Consider the following 22,846-nt stretch of genomic DNA (forward strand, 5'->3'; position numbering starts at 1 on the left):
TTTTTATAAGGATCGGTTATGAGCAAAACGCGTATTGCCTTTATCGGCGCCGGCAACATGGCTTCCAGCCTGATCGGCGGCCTGTTGGCCAAAGGTCTGGATGCAGCACAGATCCGCGCCAGCGATCCCGGTGCCGAGACCCGGGCCAAAGTGGCCGCCGAGCACGGTGTCGAGCTGTTTGCCGATAACGCCCAAGCCATTCAAGACGCCGATGTGATTGTGATCGCAGTCAAGCCACAGGCCATGAAAGCCGTGTGCCAGGACCTGCGCCCGCACCTCTTGCCCCATCAGTTGCTGGTATCGATTGCCGCAGGCATTACCTGCGCCAGCCTCTTCAACTGGCTGGGCAACCAACCGCTGGTACGCTGCATGCCCAACACCCCGGCGCTGCTGGGCAAAGGCGTGAGCGGCCTGTACGCCACCGCCGGCGTCAGCGCCGAGCAACGCCAGCTGGCCGAGCAACTGTTGAGCGCCGTGGGCATTGTGGTGTGGGTTGATACCGAAGCGCAGATCGATGCCGTGACCGCCGTGTCCGGCAGTGGTCCTGCGTACTTCTTCTTGCTGATCGAAGCCATGACCGAGGCTGGCGTCAAGCTCGGCCTGCCCCGCGAAGTCGCCAAGCAGCTTGCCGAGCAGACCGCCCTGGGCGCCGCGCACATGGCCGTGGGCAGCGATGTCGACGCCGCCGAACTGCGCCGCCGCGTGACTTCGCCAGCCGGCACCACCGAAGCTGCAATCAAATCATTCCAGGCCGACGGCTTCGCAGCCTCGGTCGAAAAAGCATTGAGTGCCGCCGCGCACCGCTCGGCCGAAATGGCCGAACAACTGGGTCAATAAGGAGCACATGATGTCAGGACTAAATGGCGCAGCCATTTTCGTAATTCAAACCCTGGGTAGCCTCTACCTGCTGATCGTACTGCTGCGGTTCATCCTGCAGCTGGTGCGCGCCAACTTCTACAACCCGCTGTGCCAGTTCACGGTCAAGGCCACCCAGCCTTTGCTCAAGCCTCTGCGCCGGGTGATTCCAAGCCTGTTCGGCCTGGACATGTCGTCCCTGGTACTGGCTATCGTCGTGCAGATGGTGATTTTCGCCGTGGTACTGACGCTCAGCTACATGTCGTTCAACGTGCTGGGCCTGCTGCTGTGGGCGATCATTGGCGTGACCGCACTGTTTTTGAAGGTGTTCTTCTTCGCCATGATCATCAGCGTGATCCTGTCGTGGGTTGCACCGGGCAGCACCAGCCCGGGCGCTGAACTGGTCAACCAGATCACCGAACCTGCACTGGCACCGTTTCGCCGCTTCCTGCCAAGCATGGGCGGCCTGGATATCTCGCCGATCCTGGCGTTCATGGTCATCCAGTTGGTCCAGAGCTACGTGATCCCGCCATTGGCGATGTACGTCGGCATGCCGGTCGTGTTGTTCGGCCTGATCTGATGAGCTACTTCCGTTGGGACGGCGAGGACCTGATTCTCGACTGTCACCTGCAACCCAAGGCCAGCAGCGACGAGTTCGCTGGCTTGCACGGTGATCGTCTGAAAATCCGCCTCACTGCCCCGCCGGTAGAAGGCAAGGCCAATGCCCACCTGATGGCTTTTCTGGCCAAGGCGTTTGGCATCTCCAAAAGCCAGGTAAGCCTGATCAGCGGCGAACTGAACCGTCAGAAACGGGTGCGCTTGCACGGCCCGAAAAAACTGCCGGACCTGCCGGGGCTGGCCAGGCCATGAGCCAAAATTTGTAGTCGCTGCCGCAGGCTGCGAAGAGTTGCGTAGCGACTCGTTGTCCAGGGGGCGCCCACGATCCCCTTCGCAGCCTGCGGCAGCGACTACAGGTTTGGGTCAGCTCATAAAATCAGCCCAGACCATTGCTTGCTGCTGGGTCCCCCGCTCATTAGACTTACGCCTCATTTAAATGAGAGCAGGGTCGATGCCAGCTGCCTTTCCCCCCGATTCCGTTGGTCTGGTTGTGCCGCAAACGGCGCACTTCAACGAGCCCCTGGCGTTAGCCTGCGGCCGCTCGCTACCTGCCTACGACCTGATTTACGAAACCTACGGCCAGCTCAATGCCACCGCCAGCAATGCGGTACTGATCTGTCATGCGCTGTCAGGGCACCATCATGCGGCGGGCTATCACAGCGCCGATGATCGCAAGCCCGGCTGGTGGGACAGTTGCATCGGTCCCGGCAAGCCAATCGACACCAACAAGTTCTTCGTCGTCAGCCTGAACAATCTGGGCGGCTGCAACGGCTCTACCGGCCCCAGCAGCACCAACCCCGAAACCGGTCGCCCGTTTGGCGCCGAGTTCCCGGTATTGACCGTCGAAGACTGGGTCCACAGCCAGGCACGTCTGGCCGACCGGCTGGGCATCTACCAGTGGGCCGCCGTGATCGGTGGCAGCCTGGGCGGCATGCAGGCGCTCCAGTGGAGCATCAGCTACCCGGATCGCCTGCGCCATTGTCTGGCGATTGCCTCGGCACCCAAATTGTCTGCGCAAAACATCGCGTTCAACGAAGTCGCCCGCCAGGCCATCCTCACCGACCCCGAGTTCCACGGCGGTTCGTTCCAGGAAAAAGGCGTAATCCCCAAGCGCGGCCTGATGCTGGCACGCATGGTAGGGCACATCACTTATCTGTCCGATGACTCGATGGGTGAAAAATTCGGCCGTGGCCTGAAAAACGAAAACCTCAACTACGACTTCCACAGCGTCGAGTTCCAGGTCGAGAGTTACCTGCGTTATCAGGGTGAAGAGTTCTCCGGGCGTTTCGACGCCAATACCTACCTGCTGATGACCAAGGCGCTGGACTACTTCGACCCCGCGGCCAATTTCGACGACGACCTGGCCAAAACCTTTGCCGGTGCCAAGGCGCGCTTTTGCGTGATGTCGTTCACCACCGACTGGCGCTTCTCGCCGGCCCGTTCGCGGGAGCTGGTGGATGCCCTGATGGCCGCGAAAAAAGACGTGTGCTATCTGGAAATCGACGCTCCGCAGGGCCATGACGCCTTCCTGATCCCGATTCCGCGCTACCTGCAAGCCTTCAGCAACTACATGAACCGAATAGAACTGTGAGAACGCCATGAGAGCCGACCTGGAAATCATCCAAGACTGGATCCCCGCCGGCAGCCGCGTGCTCGACCTCGGTTGTGGTGATGGTGAGCTGCTGAGCTGGCTGCGCGACAACAAACAAGTCACCGGCTACGGCCTGGAAAACGACCCGGACAATATCGCCGAGTGCGTTGCCAAGGGCATCAACGTCATCGAGCAAGACCTCGACAAAGGCCTGGGCAACTTCGCCAGCAACAGTTTCGACATCGTGGTCATGACTCAGGCGCTGCAAGCCGTGCATTACCCCGACCGGATCCTCGACGAGATGCTGCGTGTGGGTCGCCAATGCATCATCACCTTCCCCAACTTCGGCCACTGGCGCTGCCGCTGGTACCTGGCCAGCAAGGGACGGATGCCGGTTTCCGACTTTCTGCCCTACACCTGGTACAACACGCCGAACATCCACTTCTGCACCTTCGAAGACTTCGAAGCGCTGTGCCGTGGTCGTGAAGCCCGGGTGATCAACCGTCTTGCCGTGGATCAACAACACCGACACGGGTGGGCAAGCAAGATATGGCCTAACCTGTTGGGCGAGATTGGCATTTATCGTGTCAGCAGCCCTGGCCTTCAAGATCATCAGGTCGCGGTCTAAACCAGCAAGTTCAAGGAGAGTGACAATGGGTCGTATTGGATTACTACTGCTTTCAATGTGTTTTGGCATGCAGGCGTTTGCCGGTGACGGCACCTCTGCCCAGCGTCAGCAGACGTTTGGCGACACAACGGTGTATTACAACGCGTTCCCGTCGACTTTCCTGACGCCGGACATCGCCAACGAATTTCAAGTCACCCGCAGCAAAACCAATGCGGTCCTGAACATCACCCTGAACAAGGGCGGCAAAAACATTGCCGCCAACGTTCAGGGCACGGTCCAGAGTGGCGACGCCAAACCGACACCGCTGACGTTCCGGCAGGTGGGCAAGAACGGCGAAATCAACTATCTGGCCCAGTTCCCGGTAGCCGGACCGCAAACCTTCACCTTCAAGGTGGATGTGAAGGCTGGCGGCGCAACCTCTGAAACCATCCAATTTTCTCAAATGGTCGCTCCAATCGAATGATGAACCTCACGCAACTGGTACTGGCTAGCCACAACGCCGGCAAACTCAAAGAACTTCAGGCCATGCTCGGCGAGTCGGTGCAGTTGCGCTCGATTGGAGAGTTCAGCAGCGTCGAACCGGATGAGACCGGTTTGTCGTTTGTTGAAAACGCGATTCTCAAAGCCCGCAATGCGGCGCGCATCTCGGGTTTGCCGGCACTGGCCGACGATTCGGGGCTGGCGGTGGACTTTCTCGGTGGCGCGCCGGGCATCTATTCGGCGCGTTACGCTGACGGCCAAGGTGACGCGGCGAACAACGCCAAGCTGCTGGACGCCCTCAAGGACGTGCCTGAAGCCGAGCGCGGCGCACAGTTTGTCTGCGTGCTGGCGCTGGTGCGCCACGCCGATGATCCGCTGCCGATTATCTGCGAAGGCTTGTGGCACGGGCGCATCCTGCCTGTGGCCAGTGGCGAACACGGTTTTGGCTATGACCCGCTGTTCTGGGTCCCGGAGCGCAACTGCTCCAGCGCCGAACTCAGCCCGATCGAGAAAAACCAGCTGAGCCATCGTGCCCGGGCCATGGTTCTTCTGCGTCAGCGTTTGGGCCTGAAATGACCCACGACACACCTCCACAGCCGCTCTATCTGGGCGCGGCTGGCTTTACCCAGCAGGCGCCACGCGCGCCGCTGAGCCAATTGCCACCCCTGTCGCTGTACATCCATATCCCGTGGTGCGTGCGCAAATGCCCGTACTGCGACTTCAACTCCCACACCGCAAGCCCGGTGCTGCCCGAAGACGAGTACGTCGACGCGCTGCTGGCCGATCTTGATCAGGACCTGCATGCCGTCTATGGCCGTGAGCTGAGCTCGATATTTTTCGGCGGCGGCACACCCAGCCTGTTCAGCGCGCAATCCCTGGGGCGCTTGCTCAAGGGTGTTGAAGCGCGTACCCCGTTTGCCAGCGATATCGAAATCACCCTGGAAGCCAACCCCGGTACGTTCGAGCAGGAAAAGTTCGTGGCCTACCGCCAACTGGGGATCAATCGCCTGTCGATTGGTATCCAGAGCTTCCAGCAAGAAAAACTGCAGGCCCTGGGCCGCATCCACAACGGTGACGAGGCCGTGCGTGCCGCCGGGATGGCGCGTCAGGCGGGCTTTGACAATTTCAACCTGGACTTGATGCACGGCTTGCCCGATCAGTCGCTGGAAGACGCCCTGGGCGACCTGCGCCAGGCGATCGCACTCAAGCCGACCCACCTGTCGTGGTATCAACTGACACTGGAACCCAATACCGTGTTCTGGAACCAGCCGCCGGTTCTGCCTGAAGACGACACCTTGTGGGATATTCAGGAAGCCGGCCAGGCACTGCTCGCCGAACACGGCTACGCCCAGTACGAAGTTTCGGCTTATGCCCAGCCCGGTCGTGCGGCGCGGCATAACCTCAACTACTGGAGCTTTGGCGACTTTATCGGCATCGGCGCCGGAGCCCACGGCAAATTGAGCCATCCCGATGGCCGTATCGTACGCACCTGGAAAACCCGCCTGCCGAAGGACTACCTGAATCCAGCTAAAAACTTTCAAGCAGGCGAGAAAACTCTTACAGCCGAAGAGCTACCTTTCGAGTTTCTAATGAACGCCTTGCGCCTGACCGATGGCGTCGACTCGGTGCTCTACCCTCAGCGCACCGGGTTGCCCCTGGAAAGCCTGAGCATTGGACGTAAAGAAGCCGAACAAAGTGGCTTATTGCAGGTCGAACCGTCACGCCTGGCGGCAACCGCCCGGGGCCAGCTGTTTCTCAACGACTTGTTGCAGCACTTTTTGACCTAAGGAACTCGAATGGACTTGGTACTTGACCTGCTTGCCACCGTATCGCGCTGGAGCCGCAGCCATCTCTCGGAGATCGCTCTGGCATTGATTGGCTGTGTGCTGGTGCTGTTTGGTGCCGACTTCAAGGGCTGGGTCGAACAACGTCTGGGCAGCATCGCCGGCGCCTTGCGCGTTCCGCTGATGGCCTTGCTGTGCCTGATCGGCAGCGGCGCTGCGTTGATCTATGCCACGCCGTGGGTAGAGCGCGGATTGAGCCAGTTCAACAACTACAGCCTGGCGCCGGTGTTGTTGGTGGTGCTGGTGTTGATCGGGGTTGTGGCGGATCGACGGGGGTAGACGTACCTGACTGTAGTCGCTGCCGAGGCACGAGGCTGCGACCGGCGGCGAAGCCGTCGCACTTACCTCGTGGATCTTCAAAGAAACGGGTTGCTACGCAACCCTTCGCAGCCTTCGGCAGCGACTACGCCAGTTTTTCGAACTTCAAATCCCACACGCCATGACCCAGACGTTCGCCGCGGCGTTCGAACTTGGTCACCGGGCGCTCAGGCGGACGCGGCACGCAAAGGCCATCTTCAGCCAGGTTACGGTAGCCCGGCGCGACGTTCATCACTTCCAGCATGTATTCAGCGTACGGTTCCCAATCGGTAGCCATGTGCAGCACGCCACCGGCCTTGAGCTTGGAGCGCACCAGCTCGGCGAAGGACGCTTGCACGATCCGGCGCTTGTGGTGACGGCTCTTGTGCCAAGGGTCCGGGAAGAACAGCAACAGACGGTCAAGGCTGTTGTCTGCCACGCAACGGGTCAGCACTTCGATCGCATCGCAATCGTAAACCCGCAGGTTGGTCAGGCCCTGGGTCAGCACGCCATTTAACAGCGCGCCCACACCCGGGCGGTGAACCTCTACCCCGATGAAGTCCTGCTCAGGCGAAGCAGCCGCCATTTCCAGCAGGGAATGGCCCATGCCAAAGCCGATTTCGAGGGTACGCGGCGCGGAGCGGCCGAACACCTGATCAAAATCGACCGGCGCGTCAGCCAGCGGCAGTACATAGAGCGGCGTGCCTTGATCGAGGCCGCGTTGCTGGCCTTCGGTCATGCGCCCGGCGCGCATCACAAAACTCTTGATGCGGCGGTGTTGGCGATCTTCGCCTTCTTCCGGGATTGGGGTGTCTAGTGATTCAGTCATCAGTGGCTCTTACTTGATCAGACCATCCAGCGGCGAAGAGGCGCTGGCATAGAGTTTTTTCGGCATGCGCCCGGCCAGATACGCCAGACGGCCCGCCACAATGGCGTGCTTCATGGCTTCGGCCATGATGATCGGGTGCTGGGCGTTGGCGATGGCCGAGTTCATCAGCACCGCCTCACAGCCCATTTCCATGGCAATGGTCGCGTCGGAGGCAGTACCCACACCCGCATCGACCAGCACCGGAATTTTTGCTTCTTCAAGAATGATGCGCAGGTTGTACGGATTGCAGATCCCCAAACCTGTACCAATCAGGCCAGCCAGCGGCATCACGGCAATACAGCCCATGGCTTCAAGCTCGCGGGCAATGATCGGGTCATCACTGGTGTACACCATGACGTCAAAACCGTCCTTGACCAGAATCTCGGCGGCCTTGAGGGTTTCGATGACGTTGGGGAACAGGGTCTTCTGATCTGCCAGCACTTCGAGCTTGACCAGCTTGTGGCCATCGAGCAGTTCACGGGCCAGGCGGCAGGTGCGCACGGCTTCGACCGCGTCATAGCAACCGGCGGTGTTCGGCAGGATGGTGTAGCGATCCGGCGGCAACACGTCCAGCAGGTTGGGCTCGCCCGGGTTCTGGCCGATGTTGGTGCGACGCACAGCAACAGTGACGATTTCAGCACCCGAGGCTTCGATGGCCAGGCGGGTTTCTTCAAGGTCACGGTACTTGCCGGTGCCTACCAGCAAACGCGACTGATAGGTACGGCCAGCCAGGATAAAGGGCTTGTCGCTGCGAACGTTGCTCATCGGGAATCCTCTTTAATTGTGTGCACTGTGGGCCGGGCGTGAAGTGTGTGGCAAAACCTAGCCGCCACCGATGGCGTGCACCACTTCAACCTGATCGCCTGCTTTGAGTACCGTTTCGGCATGCTGGCTGCGCGGGACAATGTCCAGATTGAGCTCGACCGCGACCCGACGGCCCGTCAGCTCCTGGCGTGCCAGCAGATCCGCGACGGTCTCGCCGTCCGGTAGTTCAAAGGATTCACCGTTCAACTGAATGAGCATGCGCGACGCTGCCTTCATTTTAAGGGGCCAGCATTCTAGCCCGATCAGTCAGGCCGACCCAAGCCATTCATCTTGTGGTCTCAGCTCAGGCGCCAGGCGGCCAGCCCCAAACACAGCCAGCCGGCCAAAAATGCCAGGCCACCGAAGGGTGTAATGATCCCCAGCTTGCTGATGCCAGTCATGGTCAGCAGGTACAGACTGCCCGAGAACAGCACGATCCCGAGGGCGAAACAGATACCTGCCCAGGTCACCAGGCGTCCGGGCAGATGCGTGGCAAGCAATACCACGCCGAAAAGGGCCAGGGTGTGGACCAGTTGGTAGGTCACGCCTGTATGAAAAATAGCCAGATACTGCTCACTCAAGCGACCTTTCAGGCCGTGGGCGGCGAATGCGCCCAGCGCAACACCGGTAAAGCCAAAGAAAGCGGCCAGCATCAAATAAGTGCGCAGCATGGGGTAACTCCAGTCAGGATCATCGAATGGCGCAGGGTCTGTATAATGGCCCGCTCAACGGGTTCGGCCAAGCCATCTATGCTGCGTTTTCTTGTTCACCGCTTTCTTAAAGCCCTGCTCTGGTTCGCAGTGGGCAGCGCATTGCTGGTGCTGATCTTTCGCTGGGTGCCACCACCCGGCACTGCACTGATGGTCGAGCGCAAGGTCGAGTCCTGGTTCGATGGTGAGCCCATCGACCTGCAGCGCAGTTGGCGGCCGTGGGATGAAATCTCCAACGACCTCAAAGTCGCAGTCATGGCTGGCGAGGATCAGAAATTTCCCGAGCACTGGGGTTTCGACTTCGGTGCAATCCGCGCTGCCCTGGTGCACAACGAGCAGGGCGGCACATTGCGCGGCGCCAGCACGCTGAGCCAGCAAGTGTCGAAGAACCTGTTTTTATGGTCGGGCCGCAGCTGGTTACGCAAGGGCCTGGAAGCCTGGTTTACCGGGTTGATTGAAATCCTTTGGCCCAAGCAGCGAATTCTTGAGGTGTATCTCAACAGTGCAGAGTGGGATGAAGGCGTATTCGGCGCAGAAGCGGCAGCTCGCCATCACTTCGGTGTGAGTGCCAAGAACCTTTCAACCCAGCAGGCCAGCTACCTGGCAGCGGTGCTGCCCAGCCCGCTGAACTGGAGTGCCAGCCACCCCAGCACCTACGTGAGCCGCCGCGCAGGCTGGATTCGCCAGCAAATGCGCCAGTTGGGCGGTGATAGCTACCTCGACACCCTGAATAACTCGCGCAAGGCGCCGTGGGCTGACTGAAGCAGCCCCCCACACCATCCGCGCCGTAGAATGAACGCAATTGCAACACATACAAAAACGCCCCGACTCTTGCGAGCCGGGGCGTTTTTTTATCGAGCCGGGTTAGGCGGCAATCGACAGTTTGAGCTTGTTCATCGCGCTTTTTTCAAGCTGACGAATCCGCTCGGCAGACACGTTGTACTTCTGTGCCAGGTCGTGCAGCGTGGCTTTCTCTTCAGCCAGCCAGCGCTGATACAGAATGTCGCGACTGCGGTCGTCCAGCACTTCCAGCGCTTCATGCAGATTGCTGGTGGAGTTATCGGTCCAGTCAGCATCTTCCAGTTGGCGCGCCGGGTCGTACCGATGGTCTTCCAGGTAGTTGGCTGGCGACTGGAATGCACTGTCGTCGTCAGCTTCAGCTGCCGGGTCGAAGGCCATGTCATGACCGGTCAGGCGGCTTTCCATCTCGCGCACTTCGCGAGGCTCTACGCCGAGGCTTTCAGCCACACGATGAACTTCGTCGTTGTTCAGCCAGGCCAAACGTTTTTTCTGGCTGCGCAGGTTGAAGAACAGTTTGCGCTGAGCCTTGGTGGTCGCAACTTTCACGATCCGCCAGTTACGCAAAATGAACTCGTGGATCTCTGCCTTGATCCAGTGAACGGCGAACGACACCAGACGCACGCCCATTTCAGGGTTAAAGCGTTTGACCGCCTTCATCAGGCCGACGTTGCCTTCCTGGATCAGGTCAGCCTGAGCCAGGCCATAGCCCGAATAACTACGGGCAATGTGTACAACAAAACGCAGGTGGGCGAGCACCATCTGCCGAGCCGCCCCCAAATCCTGCTCATAATAGAGACTCTCGGCCAGTTCACGCTCCTGCTCCGGTGTCAGCAGTGGAATGCTGTTCACCGTGTTGACATAGGCCTCAAGGTTCGCACCAGGGACCAACGCATACGCAGGTTGCAAAGAAGTGGTCATACGAAAAAACCTCCGTCTTACATAACTCGTGCAGTTCAGCACTGCGAAAGTTGACCGGAAACCTGGAAAAAAGTTCCCAAAAAAAGCTGAAAAGGTCAACAGGTGTAAAGACACTACTTGGGCGAAAGCTCACGTAAGTGACGCGCGACTGCAATCCATGCACCGATATACCCTAACAACACCGCGCCAAGCAAGAGAGACAGACCATCGGCTACCGGCACACCCGCCAGGGCAAAATTGCTGCCATACAGACCAGCCAATCCCACCACCGCGTCGTTTAGCCAATTCAGGCCGAAAGCCAAAACGCCCCAGGAAAGCACTCCCGCACCGAAACCATACAGCGCGCCCATGTACAGAAATGGCCTGCGCACATAGCTGTCAGTACCACCGACCAGCTTGATGACTTCAATTTCGATACGACGATTCTCGATATGCAAACGAATCGTATTACCGATGACCAGCAGCAAAGCTGATACCAGCAACACCGTCAAGCCAAACACAAAACGGTCACCCAATTTCAGGATGGCCGCCAAGCGCTCGACCCAGACTAGATCAAGTTGCGCCTGTTGCACATTTGGCAACTGCGCAAGACGCTCGCGAAGCGCCTCAAGTGTGGCTTTATCGACCTCGGCCGGGGTCACGAGCACTACGCCCGGCAACGGGTTATCGGGCAGTTCTTTAAGCGCTTCGCCCAGCCCAGACTGCTGCTGGAACTCTTCAAGAGCTTTTTCACGGCTGATGAATTCTGCGTCAGCCACCCCCGCCATACCTTTTATCTGATCGCTGAGTTTTTCACCCTGCTCGCTGCTGGCATCCATCTGCAAGTACAGAGAGATTTGCGCTGCACGCTGCCAGGAACCTCCCAAGCGCTCGACGTTGTTAAGCAACAACGACAAGCCCATGGGCAGACTCAGAGCAACGGCCATCACCAGACAGGTAAAAAAACTGCCAATGGGCTGCTTGCCCAGGCGCTTGAGGCTATCGAGCAAGCTTGCACGGTGGGCCTCAACCCAGGCGTGAAACAACATGCCAAAGGTCGGACCATCGTCATCGTCGTGTTTTTTCTTCGGTGGCTGCGGATCGGCTGCCTTGGGTGCTACGCGTTCGGACACTTTGGAGCTGCGTGTTGCACTCATACGGCGGCCTCCCCGTCGCCAATCAATCGCCCGCGCTGCAAGGTCAGCATGCGATGGCGCATGCGTGCGATCAGGGCCAGGTCATGGCTGGCGATCAGTACGCTGGTGCCCAAACGGTTGATGTCTTCAAATACGCCCATGATTTCCGCCGCCAGACGCGGATCGAGGTTACCGGTGGGCTCATCGGCCAGCAGCAAGGCCGGACGATGGACAATGGCTCGGGCAATGCCCACGCGTTGTTGCTGACCTGTGGACAAGTCACCTGGATAAAGATCGGTTTTGTCCGACAGCGCAACACGCTCCAGCGCCGAGTCGACTCGCTTGGCGATTTCAGGTTTGGACAACCCGAGAATCTGCAGCGGCAAGGCGACGTTGTTGAACACCGTGCGATCAAACAACAGCTGGTGGTTCTGGAACACCACGCCGATCTGGCGACGCAAGAAAGGAATCTGCGCATTGCTGATCTGCCCCAGGTCCTGCCCGGCCAGCAGCAACTTGCCGGTGGTCGGACGTTCCATCGCCAGCAGCAGGCGCAACAGCGTGCTTTTACCTGCGCCGGAGTGGCCGGTCACAAAGAGGAATTCGCCCCGACGGACCCGAAAGCTCAGCTCGTGCAGGCCCACGTGTCCATTTGGATAGCGCTTACCGACCTGCTCGAAACGAATCATGGACGCTCCCGCTCCGCAAACAGAGCCTGGACAAAGGGTTCGGACTCAAAGTCACGCAAATCATCAATGCCTTCACCCACACCGATAAAGCGGATCGGGATATTGAATTGCTTGGCCAAGGCGAAAATCACCCCGCCCTTGGCCGTGCCGTCCAGCTTGGTCAGCGCCAGGCCTGTGAGGGCAACGGTCTGATCAAACTGCTTGGTCTGGCTGATAGCGTTCTGCCCCGTGCCAGCATCAAGCACCAGCAACACTTCGTGCGGGGCGTCGGCGTCGAGCTTGCCGATAACCCGACGAACTTTCTTGAGTTCTTCCATCAGATTGTCTTTGGTGTGCAGGCGACCGGCGGTATCAGCGATCAATACGTCGATGCCACGGGCCTTAGCGGCTTGCACGGCGTCAAAAATCACCGATGCCGAGTCAGCGCCAGTGTGCTGGGCAATGACCGGGATATGGTTGCGCTCGCCCCACACCTGCAACTGCTCAACGGCCGCGGCGCGGAAGGTATCACCGGCCGCCAGCATGACTTTCTTGCCTTCAAGCTGCAGCTTTTTGGCCAGCTTGCCGATGGTGGTGGTTTTACCGGCACCGTTGACGCCCACCACCAGAATCACGAATGGCTTGTTTTGCGATTCGATTTTCAGCGGCTGTTCAACCGGCTTGAGCATGGCCGCCAGCTCGTCCTGCAACGACTTGTACAGTGCGTCGGCATCGGTCAATTGCTTGCGGGCGACTTTCTGCGTCAGGTTTTTAATGATCACCGACGTTGCTTCAACGCCCACATCGGCGGTCAGCAAACGGGTTTCGATCTCTTCGAGCAAATCGTCATCAATGGCCTTTTTACCCAGAAACAGGCTGGCCATGCCTTCGCCAATGCTGGCGCTGGTCTTGGACAGACCTTGCTTGAGACGGGCAAAGAAGCCTGTCTTGGGTTCAGCGGCAACCACAGGAGCCGGCACCGGGGCTTCAACCACAGGAGCGGCTGCAGCCACCACCGGAGCTGGCACGATGACCGGCTCAACAACGGCAACTGGCTCTGGCTCAACGATGGGTTCAACCACTTCGGGCTCTTCAACCACAGGCTCCGGGGCAATCACCGGCTCGGGAACAACCACCTCGGGCTCAGGAATCGGAGGCACGACATGCGGCGCTTGCACGTCGGCAACCAGTGCCACCGGCTCTTCGGGAACAGGCAACGGCGGCCACGGCGCCGTCTCAGAGGTGACAGGCGGTTCAATGGCTGGCTCAACCGCTGGTGCTGCGGCCACGACGACCACTTCAGGCGTTGCCTCGACGACCACCACAGTGGCCTCAATCAACGGCTGCGGGGTAATTTCGGGCGCAGGCGCGGGCTGTTCCACGACGGTTTCCTGCGGCTTTCTGCGCAGCCATCCGAACAGGCCTTTTTTCTCGCCAGCCGCAGCTGGGTTCTTCTTGTCGTCGTTGGAACCAAACATGGAGGACGGCTATCTCATCGTAGCGGCGCGCCACTGTGGCGCCCCGGCAAATAATATTCGGTGTGAAACAGACTGTAATTTTGTCAGCTTGTTCGCACGCAACTGTGTTCAGAGGGTAAAACGCACCTCGTGAACTTCGTCTTAACTCGGGTCTGTCACGGGAAAGTCGGCAAAAATGCGAAATTTACCGGGATACATCCACACTTCCAAGCGGGCTCCTATACTGCCCGATCAACCTTAGTCTGATCGTCAATGGCCTGATAGGCGTGGCCGCCGGTAAAACGGATCAGTATCCTAGCACCTCCTCACCTGCAGACGCTAAGGCCGAGCAGGTAGCCCAACAGGTTAAAAAACGAATGAATCTAGCCCGCCGCGCTGCTGGCCTGTTGCTCAGCACAGTTTTACTTCCGCTTTCGGCCCTGGCGGCCGAACCGCAGCCTACTCACGAGTTCCGCCTGGACAATGGCCTGAAAGTCATTGTGCGCGAAGACCATCGCGCGCCCGTAGTGGTCTCCCAGGTCTGGTACAAAGTGGGTTCCAGTTTCGAGACGCCAGGCAAGACCGGCCTGTCCCACGCCCTTGAGCACATGATGTTCAAGGGCAGCAACAAGGTCGGCCCCGGCGAGGCCTCGTTGATCCTGCGCGACCTTGGCGCCCAGGAAAACGCCTTCACCAGCGACGACTACACCGCCTATTACCAGGTGCTGGCCCGCGACCGCCTGGGCGTGGCCTTTGAACTTGAGGCCGATCGCATGGCCAGCCTTCGCCTGCCGCCTGAAGAGTTCAAGCGCGAGATCGAAGTGATCAAGGAAGAACGCCGCCTGCGCACCGACGACCAGCCCATGAGCAAAGCCTACGAGCTGTTCAGTGCAATGGCCTTCCCGTCCAGCGGCTACCACACTCCGACCATCGGCTGGATGGTGGACCTTGAGCGCATGAGCGTTGGCGAACTGCGCGCATGGTATGAAGAGTGGTATGCGCCCAACAACGCCACGCTGGTCGTGGTCGGCGACGTGACCCCGGATGAAGTCAAAGCCCTGGCTCAACGCTACTTCGGGCCTGTTCCAAAACGCGAAATTCCTGTCGCCAAAATCCCGCTGGAGCTGCCAACCCCTGGCGAGCGCCTGCTCAAGATCCACGTACAGACCCAACTGCCAAGCTTGATGCTGGGCTTTAACGTGCCAAGCATTGCGACGGCCAAAGACCCGATCACCGCCAATGCCCTGCGCCTGATTTCTGCGCTGCTGGACGGCGGCTACAGCGCACGCATGCCGACCCAGCTTGAGCGCGGTGAAGAACTGGTCTCCGGGGCATCGTCCAGCTACAACGCCTTCACCCGTGGCGACAGCCTGTTCATGCTTTCAGCCATGCCCAACAGCCAGAAAAAAGTCACCATGGCCCAGGCCGAAGCGGGTTTGTGGCGTTTGCTCGACGACCTGAAAAAGACCCCGCCTACCACTGAAGAACTTGAGCGTGTGCGTGCCCAGGTGATTGCCGGCCTGGTCTACGAGCGCGACTCGATCACCAGCCAGGCCACCTCGATTGGCCAACTGGAAACCGTCGGCCTGTCCTGGAAGCTGATGGACTCCGAGCTGGGTGACCTGCAAAAGGTCACACCGGCCGATATCCAGCAAGCCGCCCGCACCTATTTCACTCGCGACCGCCTGAGCGTTGCGCATGTTCTGCCCGAGGAGAAAACCCATGAGTGAGCGTAAAGCCTCCCGCTTCGCCCTGCTCGGTCTGAGCGCTGCCGTTCTGGTTGGCGCACTCGGCTACTTTTTTGCCAATCCCGACCAATCGGTTGCAAGCCAGGCGCTGGACAAGGCCAAGACCGAGCAAAAACTCCAGTCATTGGCCGAACTCGACGGCAAGGCTCCCAGCCACCGTGCGCTGAACGTGCAAACCTGGAAAACCGCCGAAGGCTCCAAAGTGCTGTTCGTCGAAGCACGGGAGCTGCCGATGTTCGACCTGCGCCTGACCTTCGCCGCCGGCAGCAGCCAGGACGACAACACCCCCGGTCTGGCCCTGCTGACCAACGCCATGCTCAACGAAGGCGTGGCCGGCAAAGATGTAGGCGCCATCGCCCAGGGCTTTGAGGGCCTGGGTGCCGACTTCGGCAATGGTGCTTATCGCGATATGGCCGTTGCCTCACTGCGCAGCCTGAGCGATGTGGACAAACGCACTCCGGCGCTCAATCTGTTCGCCGAGGTGGTGGGCAAGCCGAAATTCCCGGCTGACTCCCTGGCGCGGATCAAAAACCAGTTGCTCGCCAGTTTTGAGTTCCAGAAGCAAAACCCCGGAAAACTGGCCAGCGATGAGCTGTTCAAGCGCCTGTACGGCGATCACCCGTACGCTCACGCCAGCGATGGCAACGCCCAAAGCATCACCTCTATAACCATCGATCAACTCAAGGCCTTCCACAACAAGGCCTACACCGCTGGCAACGCAGTCATTGCGATCGTTGGCGACCTGTCTCGCGCTGAAGCAGAAGCCATCGCAGCCCAGGTTTCGGCCGCGCTGCCCAAGGGCCCGGCCGTTGCAAAAACAGTGCAACCGAGCGAGCCAAAACCCGGCGCAACCCACATCGAGTTCCCGTCCAAGCAAACCCACTTGCTGGTGTCCCAGCTGGGCATTGACCGTGACGATCCCGACTATGCCGCACTGGCTTTGGGCAACAGCATCCTGGGTGGCGGCGGTTTCGGCACGCGCCTGATGACTGAAGTGCGTGAAAAGCGCGGCCTGACCTATGGCGTGTATTCCGGCTTCAGCCCGATGCAAGCCCGTGGCCCGTTCATGATCAACCTGCAAACCCGTGCCGAATTGAGCGAAGGTACGCTCAAATTGGTGCAAGACATTTTGGCTGATTACCTGAAAAATGGTCCGACGCAAAAAGAACTCGACGATGCCAAGCGTGAACTGGCAGGCAGCTTCCCGCTGTCCACTGCCAGCAACTCAGCCATCGTCGGCCAACTTGGCGCAATGGGCTTCTATGATTTGCCTTTGGACTATCTTGAAACCTTCATGCAGAAATCCCAGGACCTGACCACCGATCAGGTCAAGGCCGCCATGAACAAGCACCTGAGCGCCGACAAAATGGTCGTAGTGACCGCTGGCCCAACCGTGCCGCAAAAACCACTGCCACCTCCTACCGACAAACCTTCAGAGCAACCTCTTGGGGTTCCGGAGCATTAATGGCAAAGCCAAAAAACACATCGCACTCAGGTGCGGGTCAGTTACGCATCATTGGCGGGGAATGGCGCAGCCGCAAGCTCGACTTCCCCCATGTAGAGGGCCTGCGTCCGACACCGGATCGCGTGCGAGAAACCCTGTTCAACTGGTTGGCCCCGCACATCGGCGGCGCCAAGGTACTGGACGTATTCGCCGGCAGCGGCGCGCTGTTCCTTGAAGCCATGTCCCGCGGCGCAGCCAAAGGCGTGGCACTGGACAGCAACCGCGATGCGATTTCCAACATTCGCGAGAACATGGGCATCCTGCGCTGCACGGTCGGCGAAGTGCAGCAGACCGACGCCCTTCGTTATCTGGACGCGACGGCAACTGACACGTTCGACGTGGTTTTCCTGGACCCGCCGTTCAACAAGGACCTGCTCAAGCCGGCCTGCGACCTGCTGGAGCAACGCGGCTGGCTGGCCGATGACGCATGGGTTTACACCGAAAGCGAAGTCCGCCCATCGGAACTGAGCCTGCCTGCCAACTGGCGCCTGCACCGCGAGCAAAAAGCCGGGGGCGTGAACTACGCCCTGTGGCAGCGTGAGGCTGCGGCCGCACAATAACCTGTAGCCGCTGCCGCAGGCTGCGATCGAGCCCGAAGGGATTGCTCTTTTTCAAGAGCAATCCCTTCGGCCCTTATCGCAGCCTACGGCAGCGGCTCCACGGTCCGGGCGATGCCTTGAGCGCGCCTGCAAACACAAAATCCCTGCGTAACACCCTCTCCTGCCTTCGCAAGCCCAGCCGGTTCTTTTGATGGGACCCCGTTGCATGCCAACCATCAGATAACTAACTGGCCATTACGCAACACTTGGGTGCCGGGCTGCAATGTGGCAATTTAGACACCCGCCGTACCTGTCATCCGATGAGAACCACCGTGCCTTTTTCAGCCAGCCATGCTTTACCCCTCAAGCCGTTTGTCACGGCGCCGGGTTTGGGCAATCCTCATATCCAGACGTTATGGGGGCCGTTATGGCGCACAAAACCTGCCATCGAGCATCGGCGTGAACGCATCTGGCTCAAGGACGGCGACTTTCTCGATCTGGACTGGCACGGCACGCCGCAGGCATATGCCCCCGTCGTTCTGGTGCTGCACGGCCTGACCGGCTCATCGGGTTCGCACTATGTTCTGGGGCTGCAAAACGCCCTTGCCGCACGCGGCTGGACCAGTGCAGCACTGAACTGGAGAGGCTGCTCGGGCGAACCCAACCTGTTGGCTCGCAGCTATCATTCAGGCGCCAGCGAAGACCTGGCCGAGGCCGTGGCGCATTTGCGCGCCACACACCCGTTGGCGCCGCTGTATGCCGTGGGCTATTCGCTGGGGGGCAATGTGCTGCTCAAGTATCTGGGCGAAAGCGGCCACGAGAGTGGCTTGCAAGGTGCCGTCGCCGTATCGGTACCGTTCCGTCTTGACCAGTGTGCAGACCGGATCGGCCTCGGGTTTTCGAGGGTCTACCAGGCTCATTTCATGCGCGAGATGCTGGCCTACGTCAAAGTCAAAAAGCACCGGTTCCAGATCGATGCCCAACACGAAGGCCTCGCTAGGCTGGCCGAGCTGGGTTCAGTGAAGACGCTGGGAAAGATGCGTACCTTCTGGGAATTCGATGACCGTGTGACAGCCCCCCTTAACGGCTATCTCAACGTCGATGATTACTACCGTCGCGCCTCCAGTCGTTACTTCCTTGGTACTATCGACACCCCAACCCTGATTATCCAGTCCACGGACGATCCGTTCGTGTTCAAGCACAGCATCCCTGAAACCAGCGAGCTGTCGCCCAGCACGCAACTTGAATTGCACGCCAAAGGCGGACATGTCGGCTTTTTGGAAGGTACGCCGACCAGGCCGGGTTACTACCTTGAGCGACGGATTCCCCAATGGCTGGCCGCGCTGCGGCTTGAGTCCGAGTAATGGACGCACAGCAGGGTGAGTCGATTCGCTTCTGGCAGACGCCGCCCCTGACGGGTGTCGAATTGCTCACGGCGCGCTATATCGAGCACCGCTTCGTGCCCCATGTGCATGATGGTTTTGTGATCGGCATGATCGTCGAGGGCGCCCAGCGTTATCGCTATCGGGGCGCCGAACACCTGGCCGCCACGGGCACGCTGGTGCTGATCAACCCGGACGAAGTCCACAATGGGCACAAAGGCCATGATGCGGGCTGGCGCTACCGGGCTTTTTACCCGGACAACGCGCAAATTCAACAATTGCTCGAAGAACTCGAACTGCCCGCCACGCACTTGCCGACCTTCAATGACACATTGCTGTACGACAGCGACCTGTTTCACGGGTTGTTCCGGCTGCATCAATTGCTGGAAGGGCCAGAAACCGCCTTGCACCAGCAAACTGTATGGCGCCAGATGATGCTAGCCCTGCTCAATCGCCATGCCCGCCTGCCGATGCCGGCAAAACCCGGCGTCGAGCATCGTGCCGTAAGCCGGGCCAAGGAACTGTTAAACGCCCGGCTGGCAGAGCCACCCTCACTGGAAGAGCTCGCCGCAGCGGTCAACTTGTCTGCGTTCCACTTTGCCCGGGTGTTTCAACGAGCCACTGGCATGCCGCCACACACCTGGCTGATGCAGCAGCGCATCGCCCATGCCCGGGCCTTGTTGCAACAAGGCTGCTTGCCGCTACAAGTGGCGACGCAATTGGGTTTTGCCGACCAGAGCCACCTGAGTCGGCAATTCAAGAAGGTCTATGGCGTTGGCCCTGGTGCGTATCGCTTGGCCAGTGCCAACTCGGACCGCCGATGATTGCAGCCCGCTCCCACACACTAAACCGCCCTCGGTTGATCAATCGCCGGTAGCAATGCCACGCGCCGGATCGTTGATCCACTCACTCCACGAGCCCGCATAGAGCTTGCCCAGCGGATAACCCGCCAGCCCCAGCGCAAAAAGGTTATGACACGCCGTCACACCGGACCCGCAATAGGCCACCAGTTCATCGGGCGAGCGATCCCCCAGTTTTTCGGCGAACCGCTGCTTGAGTTGCTCGGCAGGCAAAAAACGCCCCGTGCTATCGAGGTTTTCGCTGAACGCTGCGCATTGCGCGCCTGGAATATGTCCGGCAACAGGATCGATGGGCTCCACCTCGCCTCGAAAGCGCGGCTGCGCACGGGCATCGATCAAGGTCATCTGCGGTTTGCCAAGGCGCTTTTGCAGTTGCTCCGCGCTGAGCAGCATATGGCTGTCAGGTTTACCTTCGAACGTGCCGCGCAACGTCGGAGCCGCATCCAGGCTCAGGGGAAAGCCCGCTCCATGCCAGGCCTTGAGGCCGCCATCCAGGATAAACACGCCGTCGCGCTTGCCCAGCCAGGTCAGCAACCACCATGCCCGAGCAGCAAAGGCACCGGGACCATCGTCATACAGCACCACATCGCTGTCGGCATTTACACCCCAGGTGCGCAGTCGCTCCACAAGGGTGCGCGGATCGGGCAGCGGATGGCGACCTGTCACGCCCTTGATCACCGGCCCGCTCAGGTCACGCTCAAGGTCGGCAAACTGTGCGCCGGCAATGTGCCCTTCGGCATAACTGCAACGGCCATAATCCGGGTCTTCCAGGGCAAAGCGACAGTCCAGAATAACCAGGCCGGGCTGCGCCTGACGTTCATTCAGGGCTTGAGGGCTGATCAGTTGCGCAACGGGCATAGTGAACTCCTGTGAGGGGGTGAAATGCAGTTATTGAGCGTACAGCGCATGTTCCAGGGGAACGTAATATTCCTTGATCAGTTCATCGACTGCTTCACGGGCCTGGTCGGTGACAAACCCCGCCTCCAGCACCAGCAGTTGATACACACCACGCTTGATCGCCTGCTCGCTGAGCTGCTCACTGTTCTCACGGGTGGTGCATAAAAATCCGACCCACGAGGTAAGAATAATCCACGCGTTAAGGCTCAAGGATTCGATTTGCTGGGAGGTCATACGCAAGATTTCGGCCTCGACGAATCCGGCATAGATCGCCTGCGCCTGAGTCAGGCAGTGCTGTGAAAAGCGTCGATAGCGGATGGCCAGTTCCGAATCGCTGTGCAGTAAATGCTCAATGTCGCGGTACAAAAAACGGTAGCGCCACATGGCATCCAGCAGTTGCTGCAAGTAATGGCGCTTGTCGGCAACGGTGGGCAAACGCCCTTCTGGCGGGTGTAAAAAACTCAACACCAGTGCTTCGTACTCACTGAACAACACCGAGATGATCGCCTGCTTGTTCGGGAAGTGGTAATACAGATTGCCCGGCGAAATTTCCATATGGGCCGCAATGTGGTTGGTACTGACACTGCGTTCGCCCAGCTGGTTAAAAAGCTCCAGGCTGCTATTGGCGATGCGCTGGCTGGTTTTTAGTCGTATGGCCATGGGCTTGCGCTTAATTTAAAAACGAAAGGCATCTTACGGCCTAACCTTGAATCGATAAACAACACGGGTGACAGGCCCGGCGATTGACAACTTAGAGCACAAGCTCTAAAAACATCCCTGCTCTCCAACGATAAAAACCCATAGAAAAAACGCCTGGAGCAACCATGTCTGTCGACAGTGCCTACGATCACAACGTCTCAGCCCTTCAGGATGAGCTCAATTCACTGCTCGACAAACAGCGTCAGGCCTACGCAGCCCATCCGTTTGCACCTCTTGCGCAACGCCAGCAATGGTTAAAAAGTCTGCGCCAACTGCTCAGTGCCGAGCGTGAAGTCTTGATCGACGCCATCAGTCAGGATTTCAGCCATCGCAGTCCGGACGAAACCTTGTTTGCCGAGCTGATGCCTTGCCTGCACAGCATTGATTACACCCTCAGACACCTCAAGCGCTGGATGAAGCCTTCAACGCGCAGCGTCGGCATGATGTTCGTCCCCGCCAGCGCCAAGGTGGTGTACCAGCCACTGGGCGTGGTCGGAATTATCGTGCCGTGGAACTACCCGCTGTACCTGGCAATTGGCCCTTTGGTCGGGGCATTGGCCGCCGGCAACCGGGTCATGCTCAAGCTCAGCGAGTTCACCCCGGCCACAGGGCGTTTGCTCAAGGATTTGCTGGGGCGCATCTTTCCCGAAGACATGGTGACGGTGGTGCTGGGCGAAGCCGATGTGGCTGTAGCGTTCTCCAGCCTGGGGTTTGATCACTTGCTGTTCACCGGCTCCACCCACGTGGGCAAGCAGGTGATGCGCGCGGCCGCTGAAAACCTGACCCCCGTCACCCTGGAACTGGGCGGCAAATCTCCTGCCATTGTGTCGGCCGATGTACCGCTCAAGGATGCCGCCCAGCGCATCGCCTGGGGCAAGACCCTGAACGCGGGACAGACCTGCATCGCCCCGGATTACGTGCTGGTACCCCAGGACCGGGTCGACGGTTTTATCGACGCCTACCGCCAGGCGGTCCACAGCTTTTATCCGACCCTGATCGATAACCCGGACTACACCGCAATCATCAACGAACGCCAGGTGGCGCGCCTTGAACGACTGCAAGCCGATGCGACCCTCAAGGGCGCACGCCTGGTTCCGTTATATGAACAAGGCCAGGGGCGACGCATGCCCCACGCACTGGTGCTGGAGGTCAGCGACGACATGCAGGTCATGCAGGACGAGATCTTTGGCCCGCTGCTGCCCGTCGTGACCTATACCCATCTCGATCAGGCATTGGCGTACATCAACGCCAGACCTCGCCCCTTGGCGCTTTATTACTTTGGCTACAACAAGGCCGAGCAACAGCGCGTCATCCAGCACACCCACTCGGGCGGTGTCAGCATCAATGAAACACTGCTGCACGTGGCCATCGACGACCTGCCTTTTGGCGGGGTCGGGCACTCGGGCATGGGCCATTACCATGGTCACGAAGGGTTTCTGACCTTCAGCAAGGCCAAAGGGGTCCTGGTCAAACAGCGCTGGAACAGCTCGCTGATGATCTACCCGCCTTACGGCCGGCAGTTGGTGCGCCTGATCCAGAAACTGTTCATCCGCTAGCGGAGCC

General features: G+C 59.5%; 26 protein-coding genes. 16 read left to right on the plus strand and 10 right to left on the minus strand.

What is annotated here, in order from left to right:
- The first annotated feature begins 18 nt into the window (after positions 1 to 18).
- The 9 genes from proC (at position 19) to KO536_RS19395 (ending at position 6,295) form a co-directional block, all read left to right on the plus strand.
- Positions 19 to 837 (plus strand): pyrroline-5-carboxylate reductase, encoded by an 819-nt coding sequence (proC, locus tag KO536_RS19355; RefSeq protein WP_219262666.1) that lies wholly within the window; start codon positions 19 to 21, stop codon positions 835 to 837.
- Positions 838 to 847: 10 nt separating this feature from the next.
- The gene (locus tag KO536_RS19360) at positions 848 to 1,435 is read left to right on the plus strand and encodes a YggT family protein (protein WP_219262667.1); all 588 of its coding nucleotides are present in this window, start codon (positions 848 to 850) and stop codon (positions 1,433 to 1,435) included.
- Positions 1,435 to 1,725, plus strand: a complete 291-nt coding sequence (locus KO536_RS19365) for a DUF167 domain-containing protein (protein WP_019828043.1) — start codon at positions 1,435 to 1,437, stop codon at positions 1,723 to 1,725. Before KO536_RS19360 ends, KO536_RS19365 begins: the two co-directional genes overlap by 1 nt.
- Positions 1,726 to 1,924: 199 nt before the next feature.
- Positions 1,925 to 3,064, plus strand: coding sequence for a homoserine O-acetyltransferase (locus KO536_RS19370; RefSeq protein WP_133075165.1), 1,140 nt, complete (start codon positions 1,925 to 1,927; stop codon positions 3,062 to 3,064).
- Positions 3,065 to 3,071: 7 nt separating this feature from the next.
- On the plus strand, positions 3,072 to 3,692 hold the full coding sequence (gene metW / locus KO536_RS19375) for a methionine biosynthesis protein MetW (protein WP_133075164.1): 621 nt from the start codon (positions 3,072 to 3,074) through the stop codon (positions 3,690 to 3,692).
- 25 nt (positions 3,693 to 3,717) lie between these two features.
- A complete protein-coding gene (locus KO536_RS19380; RefSeq protein WP_133075163.1) occupies positions 3,718 to 4,155 on the plus strand; it encodes a DUF4426 domain-containing protein in 438 nt (145 codons plus the stop codon).
- A complete protein-coding gene (gene rdgB, locus KO536_RS19385; RefSeq protein ID WP_133075162.1) occupies positions 4,152 to 4,748 on the plus strand; it encodes an RdgB/HAM1 family non-canonical purine NTP pyrophosphatase in 597 nt (198 codons plus the stop codon). Before KO536_RS19380 ends, rdgB begins: the two co-directional genes overlap by 4 nt.
- Complete coding sequence (gene hemW, locus KO536_RS19390; RefSeq protein ID WP_133075161.1) at positions 4,745 to 5,959, plus strand: radical SAM family heme chaperone HemW; 1,215 nt, start codon at positions 4,745 to 4,747, stop codon at positions 5,957 to 5,959. The genes rdgB and hemW overlap by 4 nt, the downstream gene beginning before the upstream one ends.
- Before the next feature lie 9 nt (positions 5,960 to 5,968).
- Entirely contained in the window at positions 5,969 to 6,295 is a 327-nt protein-coding gene (locus tag KO536_RS19395; protein WP_046810379.1) for a DUF3392 domain-containing protein, read from the plus strand.
- Between the two features lie 124 nt (positions 6,296 to 6,419).
- Here the strand turns inward: KO536_RS19395 and trmB are convergent, their stop codons facing one another.
- From trmB to KO536_RS19415, 4 genes are all read right to left on the minus strand, one after another.
- Complete coding sequence (gene trmB / locus KO536_RS19400; protein ID WP_133075160.1) at positions 6,420 to 7,142, minus strand: tRNA (guanosine(46)-N7)-methyltransferase TrmB; 723 nt, start codon at positions 7,140 to 7,142, stop codon at positions 6,420 to 6,422.
- Positions 7,143 to 7,151: 9 nt separating this feature from the next.
- On the minus strand, positions 7,152 to 7,946 hold the full coding sequence (locus KO536_RS19405) for a thiazole synthase (RefSeq protein ID WP_048361267.1): 795 nt from the start codon (positions 7,944 to 7,946) through the stop codon (positions 7,152 to 7,154).
- Between the two features lie 57 nt (positions 7,947 to 8,003).
- Positions 8,004 to 8,204: a sulfur carrier protein ThiS gene (gene thiS, locus KO536_RS19410; protein ID WP_016782550.1), complete on the minus strand. Its 201-nt coding sequence runs from the start codon at positions 8,202 to 8,204 to the stop codon at positions 8,004 to 8,006.
- Positions 8,205 to 8,284: 80 nt separating this feature from the next.
- On the minus strand, positions 8,285 to 8,656 hold the full coding sequence (locus tag KO536_RS19415; RefSeq protein ID WP_219262668.1) for a DUF423 domain-containing protein: 372 nt from the start codon (positions 8,654 to 8,656) through the stop codon (positions 8,285 to 8,287).
- 45 nt (positions 8,657 to 8,701) lie between these two features.
- Here KO536_RS19415 and mtgA point away from each other — a divergent pair, with 45 nt between their 5' ends.
- Positions 8,702 to 9,457, plus strand: a complete 756-nt coding sequence (gene mtgA / locus KO536_RS19420) for a monofunctional biosynthetic peptidoglycan transglycosylase (RefSeq protein WP_133075158.1) — start codon at positions 8,702 to 8,704, stop codon at positions 9,455 to 9,457.
- 102 nt (positions 9,458 to 9,559) lie between these two features.
- Here mtgA and rpoH read toward each other — a convergent pair whose 3' ends face one another.
- The 4 genes from rpoH to ftsY form a co-directional block, all read right to left on the minus strand.
- Positions 9,560 to 10,414, minus strand: a complete 855-nt coding sequence (gene rpoH / locus KO536_RS19425) for an RNA polymerase sigma factor RpoH (RefSeq protein WP_004419731.1) — start codon at positions 10,412 to 10,414, stop codon at positions 9,560 to 9,562.
- A 113-nt stretch (positions 10,415 to 10,527) separates the two neighbouring features.
- On the minus strand, positions 10,528 to 11,550 hold the full coding sequence (gene ftsX, locus KO536_RS19430) for a permease-like cell division protein FtsX (RefSeq protein WP_133075157.1): 1,023 nt from the start codon (positions 11,548 to 11,550) through the stop codon (positions 10,528 to 10,530).
- Positions 11,547 to 12,218: a cell division ATP-binding protein FtsE gene (gene ftsE / locus KO536_RS19435; protein ID WP_019828060.1), complete on the minus strand. Its 672-nt coding sequence runs from the start codon at positions 12,216 to 12,218 to the stop codon at positions 11,547 to 11,549. The genes ftsX and ftsE overlap by 4 nt, the downstream gene beginning before the upstream one ends.
- The gene (ftsY, locus tag KO536_RS19440) at positions 12,215 to 13,675 is read right to left on the minus strand and encodes a signal recognition particle-docking protein FtsY (protein ID WP_219262669.1); all 1,461 of its coding nucleotides are present in this window, start codon (positions 13,673 to 13,675) and stop codon (positions 12,215 to 12,217) included. The genes ftsE and ftsY overlap by 4 nt, the downstream gene beginning before the upstream one ends.
- A 356-nt stretch (positions 13,676 to 14,031) precedes the next feature.
- Between ftsY and KO536_RS19445 the strand changes: the two genes are divergently transcribed.
- From KO536_RS19445 to KO536_RS19465, 5 genes are all read left to right on the plus strand, one after another.
- Positions 14,032 to 15,384, plus strand: coding sequence for a pitrilysin family protein (locus tag KO536_RS19445; RefSeq protein ID WP_219262670.1), 1,353 nt, complete (start codon positions 14,032 to 14,034; stop codon positions 15,382 to 15,384).
- Entirely contained in the window at positions 15,377 to 16,867 is a 1,491-nt protein-coding gene (locus KO536_RS19450; protein ID WP_219262671.1) for a pitrilysin family protein, read from the plus strand. Before KO536_RS19445 ends, KO536_RS19450 begins: the two co-directional genes overlap by 8 nt.
- Positions 16,867 to 17,466, plus strand: coding sequence for a 16S rRNA (guanine(966)-N(2))-methyltransferase RsmD (gene rsmD, locus KO536_RS19455; RefSeq protein ID WP_133075153.1), 600 nt, complete (start codon positions 16,867 to 16,869; stop codon positions 17,464 to 17,466). The genes KO536_RS19450 and rsmD overlap by 1 nt, the downstream gene beginning before the upstream one ends.
- Before the next feature lie 299 nt (positions 17,467 to 17,765).
- Positions 17,766 to 18,809 carry a hydrolase gene (locus KO536_RS19460; protein ID WP_219262672.1) on the plus strand — a complete coding sequence of 348 codons (1,044 nt, stop codon included), beginning with the start codon at positions 17,766 to 17,768 and terminating at the stop codon, positions 18,807 to 18,809.
- Positions 18,809 to 19,651 carry an AraC family transcriptional regulator gene (locus KO536_RS19465; protein ID WP_219262673.1) on the plus strand — a complete coding sequence of 281 codons (843 nt, stop codon included), beginning with the start codon at positions 18,809 to 18,811 and terminating at the stop codon, positions 19,649 to 19,651. Before KO536_RS19460 ends, KO536_RS19465 begins: the two co-directional genes overlap by 1 nt.
- Positions 19,652 to 19,690: 39 nt before the next feature.
- On the opposite strand, the gene KO536_RS19470 is transcribed toward KO536_RS19465, so the two are convergent.
- Positions 19,691 to 20,545, minus strand: coding sequence for a sulfurtransferase (locus KO536_RS19470; RefSeq protein WP_133075150.1), 855 nt, complete (start codon positions 20,543 to 20,545; stop codon positions 19,691 to 19,693).
- A gap of 30 nt (positions 20,546 to 20,575) precedes the next feature.
- Positions 20,576 to 21,244 (minus strand): TetR/AcrR family transcriptional regulator, encoded by a 669-nt coding sequence (locus KO536_RS19475; protein WP_133075149.1) that lies wholly within the window; start codon positions 21,242 to 21,244, stop codon positions 20,576 to 20,578.
- Between the two features lie 164 nt (positions 21,245 to 21,408).
- Between KO536_RS19475 and KO536_RS19480 the strand changes: the two genes are divergently transcribed.
- Entirely contained in the window at positions 21,409 to 22,839 is a 1,431-nt protein-coding gene (locus tag KO536_RS19480) for a coniferyl aldehyde dehydrogenase (RefSeq protein WP_219262674.1), read from the plus strand.
- The last annotated feature ends 7 nt before the right edge of the window (positions 22,840 to 22,846 follow it).

Source organism: Pseudomonas sp. NKUCC02_KPG, assembly GCF_019345465.1.
GTDB lineage: Bacteria > Pseudomonadota > Gammaproteobacteria > Pseudomonadales > Pseudomonadaceae > Aquipseudomonas.

Bases quoted from the DNA above. Each gene is read 5' to 3' on its own strand.
- KO536_RS19405 (WP_048361267.1), bottom strand. From the start codon at position 7,946: ATGAGCAACGTTCGCAGCGACAAGCCCTTTATCCTGGCTGGCCGTACC.
- KO536_RS19470 (WP_133075150.1), bottom strand. From the start codon at position 20,545: ATGCCCGTTGCGCAACTGATCAGCCCTCAAGCCCTGAATGAACGTCAG.
- KO536_RS19395 (WP_046810379.1), top strand. From the start codon at position 5,969: ATGGACTTGGTACTTGACCTGCTTGCCACCGTATCGCGCTGGAGCCGC.
- KO536_RS19450 (WP_219262671.1), top strand. From the start codon at position 15,377: ATGAGTGAGCGTAAAGCCTCCCGCTTCGCCCTGCTCGGTCTGAGCGCT.
- ftsY (WP_219262669.1), bottom strand. From the start codon at position 13,675: ATGTTTGGTTCCAACGACGACAAGAAGAACCCAGCTGCGGCTGGCGAG.
- rpoH (WP_004419731.1), bottom strand. From the start codon at position 10,414: ATGACCACTTCTTTGCAACCTGCGTATGCGTTGGTCCCTGGTGCGAAC.
- ftsE (WP_019828060.1), bottom strand. From the start codon at position 12,218: ATGATTCGTTTCGAGCAGGTCGGTAAGCGCTATCCAAATGGACACGTG.
- hemW (WP_133075161.1), top strand. From the start codon at position 4,745: ATGACCCACGACACACCTCCACAGCCGCTCTATCTGGGCGCGGCTGGC.
- KO536_RS19380 (WP_133075163.1), top strand. From the start codon at position 3,718: ATGGGTCGTATTGGATTACTACTGCTTTCAATGTGTTTTGGCATGCAG.
- mtgA (WP_133075158.1), top strand. From the start codon at position 8,702: ATGGCCCGCTCAACGGGTTCGGCCAAGCCATCTATGCTGCGTTTTCTT.
- thiS (WP_016782550.1), bottom strand. From the start codon at position 8,204: ATGCTCATTCAGTTGAACGGTGAATCCTTTGAACTACCGGACGGCGAG.
- KO536_RS19475 (WP_133075149.1), bottom strand. From the start codon at position 21,244: ATGGCCATACGACTAAAAACCAGCCAGCGCATCGCCAATAGCAGCCTG.
- KO536_RS19415 (WP_219262668.1), bottom strand. From the start codon at position 8,656: ATGCTGCGCACTTATTTGATGCTGGCCGCTTTCTTTGGCTTTACCGGT.
- rdgB (WP_133075162.1), top strand. From the start codon at position 4,152: ATGATGAACCTCACGCAACTGGTACTGGCTAGCCACAACGCCGGCAAA.
- KO536_RS19480 (WP_219262674.1), top strand. From the start codon at position 21,409: ATGTCTGTCGACAGTGCCTACGATCACAACGTCTCAGCCCTTCAGGAT.
- proC (WP_219262666.1), top strand. From the start codon at position 19: ATGAGCAAAACGCGTATTGCCTTTATCGGCGCCGGCAACATGGCTTCC.
- KO536_RS19445 (WP_219262670.1), top strand. From the start codon at position 14,032: ATGAATCTAGCCCGCCGCGCTGCTGGCCTGTTGCTCAGCACAGTTTTA.
- KO536_RS19365 (WP_019828043.1), top strand. From the start codon at position 1,435: ATGAGCTACTTCCGTTGGGACGGCGAGGACCTGATTCTCGACTGTCAC.
- rsmD (WP_133075153.1), top strand. From the start codon at position 16,867: ATGGCAAAGCCAAAAAACACATCGCACTCAGGTGCGGGTCAGTTACGC.
- ftsX (WP_133075157.1), bottom strand. From the start codon at position 11,550: ATGAGTGCAACACGCAGCTCCAAAGTGTCCGAACGCGTAGCACCCAAG.
- KO536_RS19360 (WP_219262667.1), top strand. From the start codon at position 848: ATGTCAGGACTAAATGGCGCAGCCATTTTCGTAATTCAAACCCTGGGT.
- KO536_RS19370 (WP_133075165.1), top strand. From the start codon at position 1,925: ATGCCAGCTGCCTTTCCCCCCGATTCCGTTGGTCTGGTTGTGCCGCAA.
- KO536_RS19465 (WP_219262673.1), top strand. From the start codon at position 18,809: ATGGACGCACAGCAGGGTGAGTCGATTCGCTTCTGGCAGACGCCGCCC.
- trmB (WP_133075160.1), bottom strand. From the start codon at position 7,142: ATGACTGAATCACTAGACACCCCAATCCCGGAAGAAGGCGAAGATCGC.
- metW (WP_133075164.1), top strand. From the start codon at position 3,072: ATGAGAGCCGACCTGGAAATCATCCAAGACTGGATCCCCGCCGGCAGC.
- KO536_RS19460 (WP_219262672.1), top strand. From the start codon at position 17,766: ATGAGAACCACCGTGCCTTTTTCAGCCAGCCATGCTTTACCCCTCAAG.